This is a genomic window from Haloarchaeobius caseinilyticus (assembly GCF_051207395.1).
GTDB lineage: Archaea > Halobacteriota > Halobacteria > Halobacteriales > Natrialbaceae > Haloarchaeobius.
This window is the reverse complement of record NZ_JBPJZC010000004.1, coordinates 23,323-42,817: the sequence shown is the minus strand read 5'-3', so window position 1 is coordinate 42,817 and position 19,495 is coordinate 23,323. Positions and strand designations below refer to the sequence as shown.

Sequence of the window (19,495 nt, the reverse complement as noted above, 5' to 3'; positions counted from 1 at the left end):
AGAGCGCCCCTAACCCCGGATATCGAAAAACACCGGTCGAACAGGTATTCTGGCCCCAAACACCACTCAAACACCCGAATTCTGGTGTGTGAGCGTTATCTTGTGTATTATGTAAGCCAATTTCGTCCATCCAGTGGAAACAAATGTTTACCCGGTTGCGACATCCGATCGGCGCCACCGTCTTCGCACTCCTGTTAACACTCCCGTGGATCGGAACCTTCGTCTCGTACGGCGGGTACGGCACGGTCCATCCAGGTGAAAATATCGGGCCGACAACCGCCGTCGTGGTCGCTGGTCTCGCGATTCTCGGTGCCGCGTTCTTACTCGCGTGGGCCGCTGAAACCGCGGAGAAAGACGTGCCACAGGCGTTCGCTATCGCCGTCTTGGCAGTGCTCGCGGTTGCCCCCGAGTACGCCGTCGACGCGCTCTACGCGTGGGAAGCCGGTGCTGGCTCGAGCGAGGCCGCGAACCTCGCCGTCGCCAACATGACTGGCGCGAACCGGATACTCATCGGTCTCGGGTGGTCTGGCATCGCGCTGTTCACCATCTACCGGGCGAAGCGCACCCGCGACCAAGCGGTCGAACGCCGACGTGGGTTTCTCGCCGACGCCGTCGGACTCGACAGGAACCTCTCCACCGAAATCGCGCTCTTGCTCGCCGCGACCGGGTTCGCGTTCTTCGTCCCCTTCGGTGGCGGCATCGGGCCGTTCGATACGCTCGTCCTCGTGGGCCTGTACGTCCTCTACCTCCTCATCATCATCCGCACTGACGTCGAGGAATCCGAGGAACAGGTCGGCGTCCCCGCACACTTCCAGCAGTATCCCAAAGTCCCACGAATCGCGTTGGTGCTGTTCGGGTTCGTCTTCTCGGGAGTGATACTCTTCACTGCGGTTCACCCCTTTGCGAAGGGACTCGAACAGGTGGGTCTCCAGAACGGCATCCCGAAGTTCTTCATGATACAGTGGCTCGCTCCCCTCGCCTCTGAGAGTCCGGAACTCATCGTCGTCGCCTACCTCGTCAACAAGGCACGCGTCACCGCCGGGTTCAACGCGCTCATCTCCTCGAAGCTCAACCAGTGGACACTGCTCATCGGGACGCTGGCAGTCGTCTACTCCATCTCGGCTGGTGCTGTCGGAACGCTCCCGTTCGACCAGAAGCAGGCCGCAGAGATCTGGGTCACTGCAGCCCAGAGCTTCTTCGCTATCGCTATCCTGACGAACTTCGAAATCAGCCTCCGCGAGGCGATTGGGCTCCTCGTGCTGTTCCTGACGCAAGTGCTCGCCGAGTTCTACGTGGTTCGGACCTACGCTGAACCGGCGGCGACGAACATCAGTATGGACGTTCTCTACGTCTACACAGCCGTCTACATGCTCCTCGGGGTCGGATTGTTCGTGCTGCGCCGGGAGAACGTTCGGCAGTTCGTCTCACAGACTGCCTCGACCACCCGTGCAGCACTCAGGAACGACGTCGGTTACCCGGAGCAAGGCGACTGAGGACGAAGGGAAGTTTCGACGACAGAGTCGCTTCACGAGTAGTTGTCGAGAAGGAATAACTTCTCCGGTGTGCTCGATACCGAGTTAGCCCTCCACGGCTACGTGGAATCTGTCCCTGTTCACGTCTGGACCAACCGGATCCAGGGTCGGTGAATTTACCACCTCTTTCACCAGTTTCGAGCACTGAAACGACAGGTAACGCAGACGTGTCGTTTATAAATAGTCAATTTAGTTGATATCTCGGTGTCGGTTACCCGTGTCTAATTACCAGCTACGTAGAACATACTTCCATAAAACGCTCCGAAATTTTCTGGTAATCCCACGTTCTCAGGACTGCAATTATAGTCATACATCTTTCTATGTTAGTATATGAACAATAACAAAGTCCGTCTCGCGTCGATGTAGATTATCCCACACGATTGGGCAGCAGATGACGATAACAGATTTTGAAACTCATCTAATAATATGATCATCAATAAAATACGACAAATTTCCAATTCCACAAGCTGGTTGTCGAGTGTCGTGGGTTCGTTGCGGGAATCTTTTCGGTACAAATCTACTGGGCAAATCACAGACGTGCTCGCTTACAAGTTGGATCAAGTCTCGAGAAACCCTGGGCGAACCAATGTCACTTCGAGTCTCGGCTCGAGCGGGACTTCTAAAGGAGACGCTTCGAACACTGCCCGAGAGGTACCGAACGTCATCGTCGCAGTACCGGCCTACAACGAAGGTGAGAGCATCGCATCAGTCGTCACCGAAGCGAAAGAGTACGCTCACACCGTCCTCGTCGTCGACGACGGGAGTTCCGACCAAACGGCGGTCCGTGCTGTCGAAGCAGGAGCAGTCACCGTACGGCACGAGGAGAACAGCGGGTACGGGGCCGCCCTCAAAACAGCGTTCTCTAAGGCTGCAGACTGGAACGCAGACCACCTCGTGGTCATCGACGGCGATGGGCAACACGACCCCACCGATATCCAGAAGCTCGTCGACACACAGCAGTCACACGACGCGGAGATCATCATCGGGAGTCGGTTCAAGGGACAGTCTGAGATACCGCGGTACCGCCGCATTGGCCTCGGGGTAGTCAACTTCCTGATATGGTTCTCCTTCCTCTTGTTAAACTCCAGTAGTCGAGTTCGGGACACTCAGAGCGGGTTTCGAGCGTACAACAAGTCGGCCATCCAGTCACTCGCTACCGACGAGAACCTCACGGACGGGATGGGCGCGAGCGTCGACGTCCTGTTCCACGCTTGTTCGCGTGGGTTCAACGTGCGAGAGGTCGAGACGACGATTACCTACGACGGGCCGAATACGAGCACACACAACCCGATACGCCACGGCTATGTACTCGTCAAACGGGTGGCTCGAGCGTTTCTCGATACGCGCGAGATAAACTCCACCAGCCAGCGAAAGACGCGAAATTCATGAACTCACGATCGACACCCGATTCACAAACGCACGCGCTGAGTTTCGACGTAGAACACTGGCACTCGGCGACGCTCCTCGCTGACGAGGTCTCCGAACCTGTCGACCGAATCGAGGAGTCCGTCACGAAAGTTCTCGACTTGCTGGACCGTCATGACGTTCGAGCAACCTTTTTCGTCGTCGGCCGAGTCGCGGAAGCGTACCCGGCACTCGTCCGGAAAATCGACGAAGCTGGTCACGAGATCGGTTCGCACGGTCACACACATACTCCGCTCTTCGACCTCTCACCGCGAGCGTTCGAAGAGGAACTGACCGATTCAGCGACCGCGCTGGAGGCGGCGACTGGCGCTCGCCCTGTCGGGTTTCGCGCCCCGAATTTCTCGGTGACGCGCGACACGGACTGGGCAGTTCGTGTGTTAGAAGCGAGCGAGTATGAGTACGATTCGAGCGTCTTCCCAGTGAAAACCCCGATGTACGGCGTCTCAGGTGCGCCGGTACGCCCATACGTTGCGACCGAGTCGAACCCGTTCACCGAGCGGCCGACCGGGGTCGACGACGGCATCGTCGAAATCCCCGTCGCCGTGGCTGACTCGAGGTTCAGACTGCCCGTCGCGGGGGGATTCTACGGTCGCGTCCTACCGACCTGGGTCCTCGCCCGGTGTATCCGGTGGCGGGAGCGACAGGGGGTACCTGCAGTCCTCTACTTCCATCCGTGGGAGTTCAACCCGGCCGTCAGAACCGACTCACCACCGATTACGACACGGTTCGTGAGCTATTACGGTATCGAGAAGGCCACGAGTAAACTTGACGAGTTGCTCGACACGTTCGAGTGGGGGACCGTCGGGGCCATCGCCGACCGTTTTCGCAGCGAAGAACCCCGGGGGCCGAACGCTAATCCGACTCACGATGCATGACGAGACCAATACCCGAATTCGGAACTCGCCGGTGCAGGGACGAGGAGTGTCACGGTCTCGGTGTGAGTTCGACTCTCCACCGCACAGCCAACCGGACGGAGCCGATACGGGCGGCACCCTCAGGTGTGGTCGGCAAATCCAGCGAATCTCGGCTACCGGTCGTGGGGTCACGCCGATGAGTCGGGCCACGACGCAGCAGCGTCGTTCTTTGGCCCCAGTCGCGGAGCGACGTGAGTCACACGACCCAGACTCTCTCGCGGGTCGATGGCACCTCGTTCCGACGTTCAAGGGGGGTGACCAGTGATGACCGAGGAGCGACTGCCGACACAGACTTCGCTCGACACTAGAGCCGATGGCGTGACCGTCGAACGCTGTACCGACCCGCGTGCGTGGGACAGCTTCGTCGAACAGAACGGAGGGTCCCCCTTTACCACGTGGCGGTGGGGTGAAGTGGTCGAATCGTACGGCCCCGAACGGTACTACTTCGTCGCGAAGCGCGACGGTGATATCATCGGTGCAGCACCCCTGTTCTATTTCCGGAGTCGACTGTTCGGAGACAAGCTGGTCGCGGTTCCGTTCGCGTCTCGCGGGTCGCTCGTGTTGGACGACGACCACTGGACGGTCGCGCGAAACAGACTCTTCGCCCTCGTCGAGTCTCTCGCAGACACGTTAGGGGTCGGTGTCGCGAGTTTGCAGAGCCGAGACCTCGGCGAACGTGCGTTGTTCAAGCACAAACAACGCTACGTCGCGTACGAGGTCCCCGTCGGCGACGGACTCGATGCGGTCTGGGACGAAATGTACTCCTGTCGAAAATCCCATATCGAACAGGCCGAAGCCGATGGTGTCCGGGTCACCGTCGGCACGGACGAATCGGATTTACGCACGTTTTACAAGCTCTACCTCCAGACGATGCGTGGCCACGGAAGTCCGCCGCACTCGTACCGATTTTTCCAACACCTCTGGGAGCAGTTTCACGAGGATGGGACGATGCGGGTCTACATCGCCGAATGCGACGGGAGACCGATAAACAGCACGGTCGATTTTGCGTTCGGCTCGTGGGTCTTCCACTGGAAGCAGGTCTCCGACTACGACTACCGGGACCGCAACGGTGGGAGTCTGCTCGTGTGGAAGGGACTCAAATGGGCGGCGGAGAACGGGTTCGAAACGTTCGACCTTGGACGGACTCGTGAGGGGTCGGGGGTCTATCTGTTCAAAAAGCGCTTCGGCGGTGAGAAGGTCTGGATGGACGACTACCATTACTTCCCCGACGGAAAAACCCAACTCCTCGATCCGGAACAGGAGAAGTACGATCGAGTGAAGCAACTCTGGCAGAAGATACCCTTACCGGTCACCAAAGTAATCGGGCCACCGATTCGGAAGGCCATCACCCTGTGAAAGGCGGCGCGATTGTCAGTTTTGGCGCAGAATAAGTATTCACCGAACGACTCGATTGCTCACTCCAGAAATGCGTTGACTGTGTCACCATTACCGTCTCGGATTGCGACACCCTACCTTCGGTAAAGTTACCCTATTCCAGCTATGCTCCCCATTACAATAACCTCAGAACGTCTTCTGCGATTCAATGATGCCGCTCGAAGAAGTGACCGAAACGTGAGCGATAGTGAACATATTTGGAATTCATCTCGTGTCCCTCCAGTGTGAGACCGCTGCCGCACAGCTACTGCACCGATTATCCATCGATTTCGTAACCCTATGAAGCCAAATCCAAATCAGAAGAGTAGTTCACTGACACCGGACGATTCGACCACTGTCGAGGTCTGTACCGACCCAGTGGAGTGGGATTCATTCGTCGAACGATACGACGGTTCCCCGTTCCACATGTGGGGATGGGGCGCTGCGGTCGCGAGTTATGGCCACGACCGATACTATCTCATCGCCAGGCGAGCGGACGACCCAATCGGCGTTCTCCCACTGGCGCACATGAAGAGCCGTCTCTTCGGTGAGAAACTGATCTCGGTCCCGTTCACCTCACAAGGGTCGGCCGTCGTCGACGATGCCCACCGGGAAGCAGCGATATCCAGCCTCCTCATTCGAACCGTCGAACTGAGTGAGGACCTCGGCGTCGACTTCACCATCTTACGGTCTCAGGCGCTCGGAGAGCGACAGGCGTTTCGTCGGCGGAAGGACTACGTCTCCTTCGACGTTCCCCTCACGGAGGGGCCCGACAGTGTCTGGGGAGCGATACGAGAGAGTCGACGACGACAGATTCAACAGGCGATGGACGACGAGGAGGTGACGTACGAAGTCGGTGACTCACTTGCGGACTTCCGTGATTACTACGACCTCTACGTACGGGGGATGAAGGGCCACGGAAGCCCTCCACACTCCTTCGAGTTCTTTCGAATCCTCTGGGAACAATTCCACGATTCGGGATACCTGCGACTCGGCCTCGTGAAGTGGAACGACACCGTCATCAACGGAGTAATCGACTTCATTCTCGGGTCGACGGTCATTCAGAAGGGCGTCGTTTCTGACTACGAGTACAGGGACCGCCAGGGTGGCAGTCTCATCCACTGGAAGTCGCTGAAGTGGGCTGCCGAAGATGGGCGCGAGTCGTATCACCTCGGGCGAACTCGGGAGGGCTCCGGTGTGTACATGTTCAAGAAGAGCTTCGGGGGGACGAAAGTCTGGCTGGACGATTACTACTACTTCCCGAACGGCGAGGTGGAGGTCCCAGATGCAGAAGACGAGAAGTACGAGCTTCCCAAGAAAGTGTGGCGAAAACTCCCGCTACCTGTTCTGAAGCTCATAGGCCCACCGATTCGGAAGAACATTAGTCTCTAACGATGCACGTACTCTACATCCTCGGTCAGGACGCGGGGGGACTTCCCCACTACACAGCAGAGTTAGCGAACGCCGTCGCAGAACACGCGGAAGTGACCGTCTTCAAACCGATCGAGACCACTGCCGACGACGTATTCTCGTCGGACATCGACGTCCGGGAACCGTTCGAACCACTGGGCATCTCCATGCCCAAAATCTATCGACGGGAGGTCGACCCACGGGTCGCGGCCAGGGGGATATTCTCCTACAGGAACCTCCGTCAGATTCGAGACCTCGACGTCGATGTGGTCCACGACACGACCGACCTCTTTCCTCAGGTCAAGTTATTTCTAAAATGGTCTGGTATCGACGACCGCTTCCCAGTCGTCATCACTCGTCACGAGGTGGAGCAGAAGCGATTCTCGTTCACTCGCCCACCACACCTCGTCGAGGAAGTTTTCGACTACCTCATTCCAGACGTGACGCTGCAGAAAACGATCGTCCACACCAAGAACCAGAAGCAGGCGCTCGTCGAACGGGGCGTTTCTCCAGCGGCCGTGGCGGTGATCCCACACGGTGCCTACACACTGTTTGGCGATTACGACGACCTCGAACGGGACCCAGAACCTAACACGCTGTTGTTCTTCGGGAACGTCGTGCGCCACAAGGGAATCGACACCCTCATCCGGGCGATTCCCATCCTCGCCCAGTCCATCGAGGATGTGAAACTGCTCGTCGCCGGGGACGGACAGATTCCGAGCGATGTCGCGCACATTGTTGACGACAATCCTGCCCACTTCGAACTCCACAATCGGTTCATCCCGAACGACGACGTAAAGCGCTACTTCGAGCGCGCACAGGTCGTGGTCATGCCGTACCATGAGCGTGAGGGGGGGACGAACGGGCACAGCGGTGCGCTCGCGACCGCCCTTTCGTTCGGAAAGCCAGTAGTCACATCGAAGGCAGGGGAATTTCCAGAACTCGTCGAGGAGTCTGGGGCCGGCCGAACCGTACCATCGGGCGATCCCGAGGCGTTAGCGATGACGCTGAACTCTCTCCTCCAGGATGAGTCCACTCGCCGAGAAATGGCGGCCAACAGTCGGAGGCAGGCCGAAGCGCTCACGTGGGAAAGTATCGCCGAGAAACATATCCAACTCTATTCCAATGCAATCTGACAGAAATTCCCCTGACAGTCTATCGGACGAGGTCAAACGACAGTCTGAGAAGAGCCAATCGCGCGTCCAGCGAGATGGTGTCTCGTCCGGGCGTGCCGGATTCTCTCGTCGCAGTTTTTTGCGAACAAGTGCTCTCTTCGCGAGCATCTCCAGTGCCGGGTGTGGGGCACAAAATTTGACTGGGAGTACGGACGACTACTCGACGAACCAGGAGGAAACGAAGACACGGGGTGGCTCGTCTCCCGTTGGACAGTCGGCCGAAGGTAGAAATCTGGAGCACATCACCCAAGACATGACGCTCGTCATTGAGGACCAGTTCGACGGCAATGAACTCGACAGGCAGACGTGGTGGGACAAGTATCCGTGGAACTCACGGACGCACAACTACGACGCATACGCGGCACCTGAGAACGTCTTCGTCGAGAACGGGCGGCTGGTACTCAAAGCGGAAGACGAACGGACGAAACAGGAGCCGTTCACGACGGGGGTCGTCTCCGCGAAGAAAGTGTTCAAACCCGGGTTCTTCGAAGCGAGCATCAAACTGCCACAGATGGCGCCCGGATTCTGGCCTGCTTTTTGGCTCACCTCTGCCTCGTATCACCCCCCAGAGATAGACATCTTCGAGTTCTATGGAACAGATCCGCGGTCGCATATGACCTATCACTTCGTCAATTCGGAGAATCAGGAGCGGAAAGTGCAGAAAAATTGGGGAGGACCGGACTTCAGTGCGCACTTCCACACGTTCAGTGTCGACTGGAACCCCCCGAAGAAGATATCGTGGTACATCGACGGCGTCGAACGGTTCAGGTACGACGGCGAGTTTGTCAGCGACGAGTACTGTTATCTGATACTCAATTTCGGCCTGGGTCCACCCGACGGAGAATCACCGGATACGAGTGCCCTTCCAGCGCTGTACGAAGTGGACTGGATTCGGTGCTGGGAGCGGTAGCCAGTCGCTGCCCCGCGGGAAACGACGGCCCTCACGTCTGAGACGAGTAGTTCAAAAAATCCAGCTGAACGGACCTCTCAGGAGGCCCAGCCGCAGTTAGTCCGTGTAGTCGTGGGTCGTCCCGTTCAGTTCGGTCCGAACCTCACCCCCGAACGTCGACACGTCGACGACCTCGCCGTCGAATAGCCAGTACGCGTCGACACCGCCAACGACTTGTCCGGATATCTTACTACCGCGAATCCGGTCGTTCGAGTTGATCGACGCGAACGGGACGTCCGCCTTGAGAACTCGAGCGGTCGTCTCGACGATGTAGTCCACGTGCTTGTTGCCGGATTCACGTTCGATAGTGAACAGGTCGACGCGGTCTCCATCCACGTATATCTCCATGTCGTCGTCGATTTCGAGGTCGACAACTTCGCCACTGAACTGAAAGACGTCGTCACCGCCGGTGACCCAGCCTCGGGCGGTCGAGCCTGAAATCTCGTCGGCATCATCTACCGAATCGGTCGCGACGATCTCGTCAGAGACCGTGACCGAGTACCTCGCGAATGGGCCAATCCCGGCGAATCGGATGGTGTGCGGAAGCGACGGGTCGTTGGGTTCGTCCGGGTCGTCACCGGGCTTCTCTGGACCCGGATTGTCGGGGTCGACGAGTGACTCCGGATCGACGTACTCGTCGTCGATGTACGTGTCCACCGGTGCGTCGTGGGCGAAGTCGGTGATGTCACCATAGTACCAGAACCCGTCACCGCCGGAGTTGTCCTCGACGCCACCGGCGGTGAGTCCATCGCTCGCGATCCATTCGTCGCTCTCACCATCGCTCAGTTCGCCATCGTCGATCCGAATCTTACCGTCGCTCGATTCGAAGGCGTACGTTACCGGTTCGTCCCCGTCTGCACGCACCCAGAAGTAGTGTTCCTGGGGCTCTTCGGGCTCCTCCGGTTCGTCCGGTTCGTCTGGCTCATCCGGTGGGTCGGTCGGGACATCGGAGCCAGCCACCCATACCCGGACCCAGTCAACCAACATCTCCTCGCTCCAGTGCTCGGATTTGTCTGTCTCCCCGACCTTGTCTATCATGTTCGTTAGCATCATGTAGTGGGGCCCGCCGTTGCGGAGCGCCTCCATCGCGGTCGAGTCCGAGATGGTCCCTACGTGGATGTCGTCGAAGTAGAAGTCGACTCGGTCGTCGAGCCACCGGCACCCATACACGTGAAAGCTATTCGTCAGGTCGTCTGGGGAGTCGTACTCGACGTCGAGCGATTCGTGCGTCGAGCTGTCGTCCGGTTCCGTCGACGTCGAATAGTGGATGTGATACTCCGCCCTGTGGGTGTCTTCCTTTCCGCCGTCGTTCTGGAAGATCTCGACGAAGTCTATCTCGGGTGGCCAGTCCTCCGTATTCGGTTTCGACCAGAAGGCCGGAAGGATTCCGGTCCGGCCGGGCAGTTTGATGCTGGCTTCCCAGTAGCTCCCGGGACCGTAGTAGTGTATGTCCTTCGTGTTCACGGCCGACGTCGTTATGTCCCCGTCGTATCGCATGGACAATCGGAGGCGGCCGTTCTCTACGTTCACCTCGTCAGGGCTGACTTCGCCGGCCGAGTTACGGTCTGTCAGGCCCCAACCGTAGCCGACCTCCCATTTCGACGTGTCGAGCGAACCACTGTCGAACGTATCTTCGAAGTCTAACGTCCAGTTATCAGGATTGGGCGGACCGGCGGTGACGTTCGCTCCCGCAAACGAACTTAATCCAATTCCTCCGGCGGTAAGGGCGCCTATAGAGGCGAGTTTCAGGTAGTCTCTGCGGTCTATTCGACCACCCGGATTATCGTCCACATCGTCTCTCGTATGGTCGTCAGTCATACACACGATTAACGCGAACATAACGATATATATGTTTTGATTATATATGTAGACAGACATGATGTTATTTATTTTGTGATTGTTCATTCACTTGCCAATGACTGTCACAGACAGAATTTACTGGTGAGGAATTCGGAAATTGAAATATATTGTTCACTAAGAAATTCCCCCACTCGCGAATATTCACGGATTGGGGAGAGATATACCCAATTCAATCGCACCCACAACACAGAAACCCCTCAAAAGTAACAGTTTCCGATATCGGATTCGACCACCTGACGGTCGTGATTCACAGACACTGAGGCCATCTGTGAGACGGGTAGAATTAGCCCAATCCAGTTCTACTATACGAGCACTAGAACAGTATATATTTTCCATGGAAGTATATATCCACCAGTGGTCAGTCGTCGAGGCGACGAGATTCACCGAAAGAACTAGTCGGCGTGACGGATGACGTGAAGTGGCTCCGCCTGCTCGACGGCCCCGTCGTCACTCAACGACCACTCGGACACTGGCGTCTGCCAGTCGTCGTAGCGGAACGTGAGGTACTCTTCGACAGCGGAGGGTCGATGAACTCCGAGTTCGTCGTCGTAGACGATGTCGTCCACGAAGGACCGGGGAAGCCACAACGTGAAGATATCTACTAACAGGCTCTTCGGGAACGAGGTCATCTCGATACTGCCGTTCGCTGAGCGAGCGTACTGCTGCATGAGCGGATAGATGAGATCGAGGGCCTTACTCGCTCCGGGGACGCCGAGTTCTTCTTTGACCTGTGCCTGAGCCGTCCACGCGTGCGTCTCCGTCCGTCGGAAAACCATCACGTCGACCGGTCTCCGGCTGGTCCGTGACCGCGGTCCACTCTCGTTCTTCGGAAGAAATTGATACTTGTAGACTCGGCCGTGGTACGAGCGTCTCTGGACGTGGTACCCACGCGCTTCGATCACTGGAATCAACTCGTCCAGCGTCTCGACGTCTGTGGCCAGTACGCCCAGGTCGATGTCCTCGTCGTACTTGGTGAGCTCCCCGGAGCGAATCAACGTCAGGAGCGTCCCACTCTCGACCCAGTGGGCAACCTCGTTCGACTCGAACAACTCAGTGGTCCATGCAAGCTGCTCATCCATGACTCGCCCGAGGGCCCTGAGTCACTTTGTTATCCACAAATTACACGAAGAAATCGGTGCGATACTCGATTAGTTTACCACGTCAATCGACGTGGGTTCTCGATGATTCGCCGAGGGTCTGGCCCGAACCACCAGGCGAACAGTAGCGTCCCTCTGGATTTCAGCCGGGTAATCGTCTGAGCGTCGACCACGTCCCGATTCTCGCGCAACGACGTACGTTCTTCGTACACCATCTCGAGGACGCGACGTACCGACCGCGGGTCGAATTTTGCGGTCACGAGCCCGTACACGGTCCAGATGAGTGTGGTGAATAAGACGTATCGCCACGGCAAGTTCCGGACCGCCAGTTTGATTCGATTGGCTATCTGTCGCTCTCTCGTTTCAGTCGACGGGAGTCGCGCCTTCGGTGTCTGTTTGTGGTACACCTCGACGGATGGCGCATAGAGGATGTCCCAGCCAGCGTCGAGCAAGCGCAGGGAAAGGTCGTGCTCCTCGAACCCGTAGACGAAGTCCGCTGCGTACGCGCCAACGTCCTCTAGCATGTCTCGTCGAATCGCGTTCCCGACCCCACAGAAGGACGACGCACGATACTGCTGACTCGATGGGGTTCCCCGAATCGGTGGGTCCGGTATCTCCATCAGGATTGGTTCTCCCGTGTGGTAGCTTCGACTCTGGAACGCGATTACACCGACGTCCTCGTTCTCGCGGAACAACGAGACGAGTTCCCTCGTCGCTCCGGGGTCGGTGAGTTCTGCGTCGTCGTCTGTCGTGACGAGGATGTCACCGTCTGCCAGGTCGAACCCGACGTTCCGCGCCTTCGGTACCCCCATTCGTCCGTCGAACTCGTGGTAGTGTATCCGCGGGTGGTCGAACTTTCCACCGGCCTGGAAGAGGTCACCGGTCTCGTCGGTGGAATTGCTCACGACGACGATTTCGAACGGTTCGTAGCGTTGTTCGAGGATGGCGTCTATCGCGTCTGTGAGGTCGTCCGGCCTGTTGTACGTGGCGAGGACGAATGAGACCAGTGGAGATTCGTCACTCACGGGCACTCACCTCCAGACTCGGAACACGGTCGTACTTCGGTACTGGAGTGACCGAACGTCTCCGGACGTCCTTAGCGTCGTCCGACTCGGTCTCCTCTGCGGTCTGATTGACTCCCGGTCCGTAGCCTGCCGCCGCGATCGTGACATCTCCATTACTGTAGATGACGTTTCTGGGTTCCACGAGTGCGACTTTCTCGGTCTGCGAGAGATGCGCTGGGTCGAGTCGCCTCCCGTTCGTGGACCTGACTGATTTCTCCCGAACGAACACGTATCCCTCGTCGATTTGCTCGTACCGAATCGAGGGCTGGTACGCCGTCTTCAGCACGACCGTTTCGGCAGTCGAGTGAGGCGTCGGGAAGACCGACCGAAGTAACTGGTACGTGATGCGATCAGTGAACACTGGGACCTGCCCGGGATAGTCCCTCGCCTCTAACTGTCCCTCTCCGAGCCGTTCTGAACTGAGTCCGATGTCGGAGGTAGTCAGTAACCACGTCGCTGCCTCTCGTTCACCGCTCGTGAACACCGAATCGTGTGCGTCGGGGTTGAACGTCGCACTCTCGGATTCGTCGAGCGCGGCGAATGCCAGGCCCGAGTTCAGCGAGAAGAGTAGGATAAGCACGATGGCGAACAACGACCACGGCACGTAGTAGGTTCGGCCCGACCGGAGGCGTCCGAGCAGGGAGTCGACTCCGTCCCATATCGAACGGAATCCGATCGCTGCGAACGGGGCGAGCACGACGAGGACCAGCTGGAACACTCTGTCCGCGTAGAGGTTGAGGATGATGACGTACGAGAGACCGAGAAATCCGAACAACGGAATCGCGAGTGCAGTCAATTCGGTTCCCATGGGCTGCTTCCCCCGCCTGGCCAGGACGCCGTAGACGATTGTCTGGTAGGCAAGACCGAGGCCGATAAGGCCAGTCAACACGACATAGAGGTACAAATTGAGGTCTTCGAGTGGTGTCTCCTGTTCGCTCGTGTATGTGGCGCCAGCGCCCCCGGAAACGGAGCCGTTCGTCACGAGCGTCTCGAACTGCTCGAACGTACTGGTCGGTATGGCAGCTAACGTCTGGATGAGTTCGGCGGAGGCCATCGCGTACCATCCCGTCGCAATCCCGAGAATTACCAGCGGGTAGAGGAGCGAAAGGTGGTGGTCGACCTTCCCGACGACTCGATTCGCTACGACGACCCCGACGGTCGCACCGAGGAGGGTCAGTCCAAAGATATAGGTCGTCGCGTAGTGTGAGAACACGAGTCCGAACACCAACACCAACGCGGCAACCTTTCGGAACGGATGTTGGAGGCCTTCGCCGAGGTAGAGTCCGAGCAGTAAGACGATGAAGAGTTCCGCGAGAAGTTGTTTCCCCGGCGTGTACGTGAACGAGATGTGGTACACAGTGAATACGACCGCTCCGAAGAGGCCGATAGTGTCGTCGAACACCTCTCTCCCGAGATAGTAGATACCGACCGGAACGAGCGCGAACAGGAGGACGTACACGACCGAGAACGTCGTCTCCAGTTGCAGACCAGTCACCATCGAGACGACAGCGGGGACGGCAGTCACGATTGGTATCGCGTGCGCCGAACTCCCCGTTCCGACCGCCCACTCCCCTCGCTCCATGATACGTTCTGCGCTGAAGTACAGGAGCTGGATGTCGTTTCCAACGACGTGGTTCGTGATGAGATTGACGTGTAACAGCGCAGAGAGCGACACGAAGAAGACGACGATCGGATAGTGGTTGGAGGGAACCACACGCGACGCCGACAAGAGAACCACGAATGCGAGAACGGAGACGAAGAGATACATCCCGACGGTCGACCCGGTCTGTCGCAAGAACCCAGCTCCCAGGGCGGCGAACGTCGGGAGTAAGAAGAGCAACACGAGGACCGGTGCAGAGCCGACGATGTCCAACTTTCCGCCCGAGAAATTCCGCTCACTCCAGATCACCAGTCCCAGGAGTGCGATGGCCGTCAGGCTCAACAGAACTGAGAGTGGTCTGAACCGAATCGGGTCCTCGACGCCGAACATAGGGAGGAGCACGTTCGCGAGCACCGCGAGCGTCGCGACGATAGTGAGTCCAAAGCCTGCACTGAACAAGGCGAACCGACCCCCGGACTCGTCACCGATACCGAAGAGATTCGTGAGCAGTGCACCGGGCAGAAACAGCAGGAACAGCCCTGCAGCGATACGCAACCACGAGACGAGGTCAGCACTCGTGGTGTACCAGTTGCTCCCCCAGAACACCAGGAGGACTCCGAAGATTACGCAACTGAGTTCGGCTGTTCCTGCAGTGATACGGAAACTCCGTTCGTGTATCGAGTTCATTCGTAGTAAGAAGCGGACTCTTGTTTTCTTGGCGCTATTCGGGGCTTCTCCGAGGGTGACGGGACATCAATTTCTCTTTCTATCATCGTTAGACGAGCATTCGAATTCCGGGAAGTATCACGCGATTTCGGACGTCTGGTATCGTCGCAGCGACGGAAACGTAGACGATGACACCGAGTACGACTTCCGCGAGCAGTACTGCAATCCCGTCGACCGGGATGGCGGCTTGAACCAGCAAGAGCGTGCTTCCCATCAACAGTGAGGCTGCTACGTACCAGCCAGCCAACCGGTAGGGGATATCAAACGAGACGTAGTCGGTGAGATAGCGGACGTGGAGTGCTGTATTCACGAACCACGAGAACATCGTCGCGAGTGCTGCACCGACGAATCCAACGGTGACGAGCAGGAGGGGACTCAGTATGAGGTTCATCGACACAGCGATGATAGTTGCCCGTGCTGCCAGGTCCGGGCGGTCAATAGCTCGGACTGCACCCTCGACGATGTCGTTGACGGACTGGAACACCTTCTCAACCATAAGGACGACCAAGACGGACGCGCCGACCACGTATTCGGGGCCGAATATCACCCTGAGGATGTCGGTCGCGAAGATTCCGGCCCCGACGAGTGCGGGAATCGAGATGAACAGGGTGATTCCGATCGCCATCGAGAGACTGTTTCCGATACGGTCGGTCGCCTCGCCCTCGTTCCATTTGCTGATCTGTGGGAAGAGCGTCTCACCGATGGCCTTGCTCGCGAGAATTACGAGGAGCGTCACTTGCCACGCTATCTCGTAGGCACTGACGTAGCTAGACGCGAGGAAGAGTCCGACGAACGCCACGTCCATGTACGAATAGACGCGGCCCCCGACCGTCGTCACCATCTGGTATTTCGAGAACGCAAAGAGATTGCGGAGCGCGTCCATCGACGGGTAGCCAAATGGGATATCGCAGCGGTAGAGCGCCCAGAGCAGTGAGACCGTGTGTCCCGCGATGAGTCCGAACGCGATACCACGTGGACCGAATCCTTTGAGTACGAGGATGGATCCCATGCCGACCCAGACGAGTCGGTCGGCGAACTCTATCGGAGCCGTCTCGGCGACGCGGAGTTCACCGCGGACGGCACGAATGTACAGCTTGGAGAATCCTTGGACAGCGACCCCGATGGCGAGTAGTCCAGCGAAGTCTGCGGAGAGGAACGAATTGATCGGGTTGCGAGCGAGGAGTATTCCTGTCGCGACGACGCCAGTCGTCACGAGTTTGAACGCGAACGCCGAACCGAGTGTACGGTCCCGCGCCGACCCTCCCTCACTCAAGCGCTTCTCGAGTGCGCCGTTGATGCCGAGGTCTGCAGGAATCGAGAGGAGCGCGACCAGCGTCTGGAAGAGGAAGTACACCCCAAGCTGGTCGGCTGTCAAGATATTCGCGAAGAACGTTATCCCGCCGAAAACGAGCGCTGCGTTGCCGCCACGCGACAGGAACAGCATGAAGGACGAGCGGGTAAGGTTCATGTCTCCGATGCTCATCTTTATCTGGGATACGTCATTGCTCATTTCGAAGGGAGGCTATTTGGTATTCGGTTGATATTCCGCGAGTAGTGCCCCGATAACCAGCCGACGAAGCAGAGAGAACGGCGTTACCGTAATCATACTTATTGATAGTAGACCCAAATATCGTCGATAATGTTTATGCGCAGTTATTTTTCTCGTTGGCTTTCTCGACGTGATGCACGAACCGCTCTGCCTGTGGACAGAGAGAAATGGGGAGAGCGTGCAGAGTGGACAGGTGTCGCAGTGACCGGCCTGCTCGTCCTGAGTCTCGCCATCGGTATCGCGAGCACCGGTTACGTACTGTCGATGTCGGAAACCCAGGAAACAGAGTTCAGCGTCCTCACGAGGGACGACTTCGGCGAGTTAGCCTCGGACGGCTATCCACGCACCGTCCAACAGGGCGAGTCGGTACCGCTCGTCGTCTCGATAACGAACCACGAACCCGCGTCGGAGTACGTCCTCGTCGTACAGATGCAGCAGGTTCGGACGAACGACGACGGGACGGTGGCGACGGTGGTGGAATCGAGCACCCTCACTCGCGAGCGGATCACCGTCGGTTCGGAGGAGACACGTCGGATACCGTACGACCTCGAGCCGACGATGACCGGGGAAAACGTGCGAGTTCGCTTCCTCCTCTATCGTGTCGAAGACGGGGGTGCAGCGGAGAAGCGCCCCCACCGGTCGCTCCAGTTATGGATGAACGTCTCGAACAATACGCAACCGAACTCAGTCGAGATACCGGGCGATACCGGGCATCCCGTCTCTCCGCCAGCGGACGAGAGCCAGGACGACGAGAAGCAGGCCCGCCCACTGGAGCCCGACGCTGGCGAGTTTATCGAGATTCGACCCGAGTGATTCGGTCTGGTAGTTCGGGGCTGGGAGGAGTGGCCACAGAAAATACGTGAGTTTGTCGTATTCTCCTGTCAGCAACGAAGAAAACGAGTCCGAGACCGAGTGGCTGACGTACCCTACACCGAACGCCACTGCGAGGACTTCTTGATGGTACCGACGTGCGAAGAGCAAGACGACGGCGATAACGACCGACGCCGTCAGCAGCGAGTGTGCCAACGACCGTCCCGAAGGAAGCACGTGAAACATCCAGGCCAACGGTTTGTCGACGATGTCTGGGAACTGCGTTCCGACCCCCAGTGCGACCACCTCTGCACCGGTGGGTGGCCGGTTCTCCTCACGCGCGGTGAGCGCCGACCAGAGCAAGTAGCCGACACTCGCGTGTCCCCATGGCCACATCGGATTGTGGTACGCATCCTTTACATATAACTGCATAGACTACATATCCGCTTGCCGGGTCTACGCGAGGAGGCGTGGAACGACCAGAATCGATCCGGTACGTGCCGAGCCCGTCTCTGCGCAGGGTGGCACGACAGTGACAACCACCTATTCGAGGACCTCGACCACGACGTCGGCAGCCTTTACGTCCGGGGGTGCTCGCATGGGGGTCGAACCTCGCGGCTTGCTCTGTAGGCGTTCCGAAGTCCACACAGAAACCGCGGGACGCGGAACTCTTTCCGAATACTCCGCCGAGGATTTTCACTATCGCGCGCGGAACGACCGGACTACAACGTGCTACTGGGATGGACAACTCGTTCCGTCGCCAGTCCCGTTGTCGCTGGAGTCGTAGTCCAGTGCTTTCGCGACGTCGAGCAGCCCAGCCCCTTGCTCGTCGGTCGATTTCCCGAGGTCCTCGGCAGTCTCAGTGAGTTGGTCGACGACCTCGTCCTGCGAATGGCCGGCGGCCAGCAGTTGGGCGGCAGCACCCGCAACGTGGGGTGACGCCATCGACGTGCCGTTGTTGACCCGGTGACCGTCGACGATGGACGAGCAGACGTCCTTCCCCGGGGCGGCGATGTCCACCTCCGGTCCGGTGGAGGAGAAGTCCGCGATATCGTCGTCGATGTCAGTCGCGGAGACGGCGACGAACTCGTCGTAAGCAGCAGGATACCCCACGGAATCTGGCTGACCGCGGTTGCCAGCCGCAGCGACCAGCAACACGCCAGACTTACGGGCGTACTGCCCGGCGGCTTGGAGTGCTGGCGCTTTCTGTGGTGCCCCGAGACTGAGGTTCACCACGTCCCACCCCTCGTCGGCGGCGTGTCGAATGGCGTCGGCGATGTCCGAGGTACGGCAAGACCCACCCGAACCACACACCTTCAGGGCGTGGAGGGTCGCTTCCGGGGCGACACCGACGACGCCGTTCTCACCGTCGGCGGCGACTGTCCCCGCGACGTGCGTCCCGTGGTTGCCGTCGTCTGACCACGGGTACGGGCAGTCCTCTCCCTGACAGTCGACCCATGCTCTGTGGTTCCCGTCGACCGACGGGTCAGCGAGGTTCTCCTGCAGGTCGGGGTGGGCGTCGTCGATGCCGCCATCGATGATGCCCACGTCGACACCAGCCCCCGTCGCACGCTCGGCGTGCGCGACGTCGGCATCGATACGGTCGATGCCCCACGGGAGCACCTGTGCGCCAGCCGTGTCGCTGTCGCGCTGGTCGCTGGGGGTAGAGACGAGTTCCAGCGTTCGGTCGGGCTGGACGAACGCGATGTCCTCGCGGGAGAGCAAAGACTGTCGACGACCGTCCGAATACGAGCCGACGACGAGCGTCAAGCCGGTGTGCTCGGAGAGTGCGATACGCTCCTCCTGAACGTCAGAGACCGACGCTGCGGCAGTTATCGAACCAGTGTCTGTCGCACCGACGATGTACCGGTTCATCCGCTCGACGACCGCAGCACCGAGCCCGACGACGGCTCCACCCACCGCTGTCGTCTTGAGCAAATCACGGCGGGACCAACCCCGTCTTTTCATACGTACGTGATACTACCGGTCTGCGTTAAGTTCTTGTGACAG

Annotated in this window: 14 protein-coding genes and 1 pseudogene; 8 read left to right on the top strand and 7 right to left on the bottom strand. The window is 58.6% G+C overall.

Annotation, left to right across the window (positions count from 1 at the left end; genetic code table 11):
• Positions 1-143: 143 nt before the first annotated feature.
• The 7 genes from ACSC1P_RS17840 (at position 144) to ACSC1P_RS17810 (ending at position 8,740) form a co-directional block, all read left to right on the top strand.
• Positions 144-1,493, top strand: coding sequence for a sodium/calcium exchanger protein (locus ACSC1P_RS17840; RefSeq protein ID WP_435361560.1), 1,350 nt, complete (start codon positions 144-146; stop codon positions 1,491-1,493).
• A gap of 591 nt (positions 1,494-2,084) precedes the next feature.
• The gene (locus ACSC1P_RS17835; RefSeq protein WP_435361559.1) at positions 2,085-2,921 is read left to right on the top strand and encodes a glycosyltransferase family 2 protein; all 837 of its coding nucleotides are present in this window, start codon (positions 2,085-2,087) and stop codon (positions 2,919-2,921) included.
• Positions 2,918-3,832 (top strand): polysaccharide deacetylase family protein, encoded by a 915-nt coding sequence (locus tag ACSC1P_RS17830; protein ID WP_435361558.1) that lies wholly within the window; start codon positions 2,918-2,920, stop codon positions 3,830-3,832. Before ACSC1P_RS17835 ends, ACSC1P_RS17830 begins: the two co-directional genes overlap by 4 nt.
• 303 nt (positions 3,833-4,135) lie before the next feature.
• Complete coding sequence (locus tag ACSC1P_RS17825) at positions 4,136-5,227, top strand: lipid II:glycine glycyltransferase FemX (RefSeq protein ID WP_435361557.1); 1,092 nt, start codon at positions 4,136-4,138, stop codon at positions 5,225-5,227.
• Between the two features lie 396 nt (positions 5,228-5,623).
• Positions 5,624-6,637, top strand: a complete 1,014-nt coding sequence (locus ACSC1P_RS17820; RefSeq protein ID WP_435361556.1) for a GNAT family N-acetyltransferase — start codon at positions 5,624-5,626, stop codon at positions 6,635-6,637.
• 2 nt (positions 6,638-6,639) lie between these two features.
• Complete coding sequence (locus ACSC1P_RS17815) at positions 6,640-7,791, top strand: glycosyltransferase family 4 protein (RefSeq protein ID WP_435361555.1); 1,152 nt, start codon at positions 6,640-6,642, stop codon at positions 7,789-7,791.
• 292 nt (positions 7,792-8,083) lie between these two features.
• Positions 8,084-8,740, top strand: a complete 657-nt coding sequence (locus ACSC1P_RS17810; RefSeq protein ID WP_435361554.1) for a glycoside hydrolase family 16 protein — start codon at positions 8,084-8,086, stop codon at positions 8,738-8,740.
• A 96-nt stretch (positions 8,741-8,836) separates the two neighbouring features.
• On the opposite strand, the gene ACSC1P_RS17805 is transcribed toward ACSC1P_RS17810, so the two are convergent.
• The 5 genes from ACSC1P_RS17805 to ACSC1P_RS17785 all read right to left on the bottom strand — a co-directional run bounded on the left by ACSC1P_RS17805 (position 8,837) and on the right by ACSC1P_RS17785 (position 16,594).
• The gene (locus ACSC1P_RS17805; protein ID WP_435361553.1) at positions 8,837-10,597 is read right to left on the bottom strand and encodes a glycoside hydrolase family 16 protein; all 1,761 of its coding nucleotides are present in this window, start codon (positions 10,595-10,597) and stop codon (positions 8,837-8,839) included.
• A 434-nt stretch (positions 10,598-11,031) separates the two neighbouring features.
• Positions 11,032-11,718, bottom strand: coding sequence for a LicD family protein (locus ACSC1P_RS17800; RefSeq protein ID WP_435361552.1), 687 nt, complete (start codon positions 11,716-11,718; stop codon positions 11,032-11,034).
• A 74-nt stretch (positions 11,719-11,792) separates the two neighbouring features.
• The gene (locus ACSC1P_RS17795) at positions 11,793-12,761 is read right to left on the bottom strand and encodes a glycosyltransferase (RefSeq protein ID WP_435361551.1); all 969 of its coding nucleotides are present in this window, start codon (positions 12,759-12,761) and stop codon (positions 11,793-11,795) included.
• Positions 12,754-15,087 carry a DUF2206 domain-containing protein gene (locus ACSC1P_RS17790; protein ID WP_435361550.1) on the bottom strand — a complete coding sequence of 778 codons (2,334 nt, stop codon included), beginning with the start codon at positions 15,085-15,087 and terminating at the stop codon, positions 12,754-12,756. The genes ACSC1P_RS17795 and ACSC1P_RS17790 overlap by 8 nt, the downstream gene beginning before the upstream one ends.
• A gap of 88 nt (positions 15,088-15,175) precedes the next feature.
• Entirely contained in the window at positions 15,176-16,594 is a 1,419-nt protein-coding gene (locus tag ACSC1P_RS17785; RefSeq protein ID WP_435361549.1) for an oligosaccharide flippase family protein, read from the bottom strand.
• Positions 16,595-16,828: 234 nt separating this feature from the next.
• On the opposite strand from ACSC1P_RS17785, the gene ACSC1P_RS17780 reads away from it, so the two are divergent.
• Positions 16,829-17,488, top strand: a complete 660-nt coding sequence (locus tag ACSC1P_RS17780) for a DUF1616 domain-containing protein (protein WP_435361548.1) — start codon at positions 16,829-16,831, stop codon at positions 17,486-17,488.
• Positions 17,489-17,524: 36 nt separating this feature from the next.
• On the opposite strand, the pseudogene ACSC1P_RS17775 reads toward ACSC1P_RS17780, so the two are convergent.
• A pseudogene (locus ACSC1P_RS17775) lies at positions 17,525-17,881 on the bottom strand (metal-dependent hydrolase); the annotation flags it as partial.
• A gap of 336 nt (positions 17,882-18,217) precedes the next feature.
• A complete protein-coding gene (locus tag ACSC1P_RS17770; protein WP_435361547.1) occupies positions 18,218-19,453 on the bottom strand; it encodes a S8 family serine peptidase in 1,236 nt (411 codons plus the stop codon).
• Between the last annotated feature and the right edge of the window lie 42 nt (positions 19,454-19,495).